Below are 1,654 nucleotides of genomic sequence, written 5' to 3' on the forward strand. Positions count from 1 at the left end.
CGACGGCCGCGGCGACCAGCAGCGCAGCCGGGACCACGTCCGTGGCGTCCCCTGCAGGTAGCCCCGCGCCGGCCAGGGCCGTGACGACGGCCACGACCCCGCACCCGGTGACCAGCCACGACACGGGCCCCCACGTGTCCGGACGGTACCGGCTGCGCAGCACCTGGCGTCCCGCGAGCACCGAGGCCACGACCGCTGCGAGCCCACCAGCGACCAGGACGGGGACCCCGAGCCACGCCGGGGTCGTCCCGTCCAGGATCCCGTACGTCCCCAGGGTCGCGGCCAGGAGCGCGAGCACGACGAGCGCACCGACGCGACGGTCGCGTCCCCCGACCGCGCGCGCGTACCCCCGTGCGTCCATGGACGCCGCGGCCGTCAGGGACCGGTCCAGGGCCTCGGACAGCACCGGGGGGACCACGGCCAGGACGGTGCGCGGGCCCCGACCGTCCATGCCCCGCAGCCGCTGGGCGCGCCGCACCGCCAGCGCAGCACTGACCAGCTGGGGTGCGAGGCTCACGGCGATCACGACGGCGGTCCCGATCTGGTGGAGGGCGGCGGGCAGGGAACGCAGGGCACGGCGCGGGTCGACGAGGGTGTTCGCGGCACCGAAGCACAGGATCAGTGCCCCCAGGCGCACCCCACCCGCGACGGCGCCCAGGAGACCAGGAACCGTCACGGGCCCCAGAAGCTCGACGTTCACGGCCCACCCCGGTGCCGGGACGACCGGCAGGTCGAGCAGGACCGGACCGGGAGGCTTGATACCCACCAGCACGTGGAACACCACACGCAGGACCACCACCAGCCCGGCCAGGACGAGGTAGGCCGTGAACGCTCGCCCCCACGGCGTGTCCTGGCGGTGCACCACCACGACGAGGACGACCGCCGCGGCCAGGGCCAGGACAGTCACCACGTCACCGGCGCGGGTGACCGCGAGCGCCAGGCACAGGGCCCAGGCCCACCACGCGAGGGGGTGCACCGCGACCGGTCAGGGCTCGGACGGGTCGACGGTGTCACGTCGGGCGTCGGCGGCCCTGCGGCGACGGACCGCCAGCACGGCCAGACCACCCAGCAGCAGTGCGACCGCGGCGATCGTGACGGGCACCAGCCAGCCGGCGTCGTCGACGTCAGCCGGCGGTTCCTCGCCACCTGCCCCGTCCTGGGCCGGGTCCTCGCCGTCGTCCTGCGCCTGACCCGCGGTGGCCAGGACCTGCGCCGGGGTCAGCACCGGACCGGCGCTGCCGTCGTGGTACCGCCAGCCCTCCAGGGTCCCGGCCCGGGGCTCGGAGTCGTCGGACCCGACCTCGTACACCTCCCACCCGCCGTCGGACTCCGCCGTCCAGTACGACCACCACACGCCCTCCCACGTGGTGGGGCAGGGGTCCGGCACCGAGTCGATCGCGCAGATCATCTGCGCCTCGTCGCGCTCGTCGGTGAAGCCCGCGGCACGCAGCGCCTCGGTGCCCGAACCGACCTCGCCAGTGGCGCAGCCGATGGTCACCTGGCCGCCCAGGTCGCTCGCGTCGACGACGACGGTCACGCCCTCCTCGGCGTCCGCGCACGCCTGACCGACCACCTCAGGGGAGTCCGGCACGGCGGTCGCAGCGATCGGTGCGACCAGCGGGGCCGCGGCCAGGAGCACCACCGCGGCGGCCCG

The 1,654-nt window shown here is 75.8% G+C and carries 2 protein-coding genes; both read right to left on the minus strand.

Annotated elements, in window-relative coordinates:
• On the minus strand, positions 1–976 hold a 976-nt coding region (locus tag N869_RS14920; RefSeq protein WP_052105636.1), incomplete at its 3' end, for a CbiQ family ECF transporter T component.
• Positions 977–985: 9 nt separating this feature from the next.
• The coding region (locus tag N869_RS18030; RefSeq protein ID WP_198026100.1) for a hypothetical protein at positions 986–1,654 on the minus strand (669 nt) is incomplete at its 5' end.

Origin of the sequence: Cellulomonas bogoriensis 69B4 = DSM 16987, from assembly GCF_000767165.1 — a bacterium.
GTDB lineage: Bacteria > Actinomycetota > Actinomycetes > Actinomycetales > Cellulomonadaceae > Actinotalea > Actinotalea bogoriensis.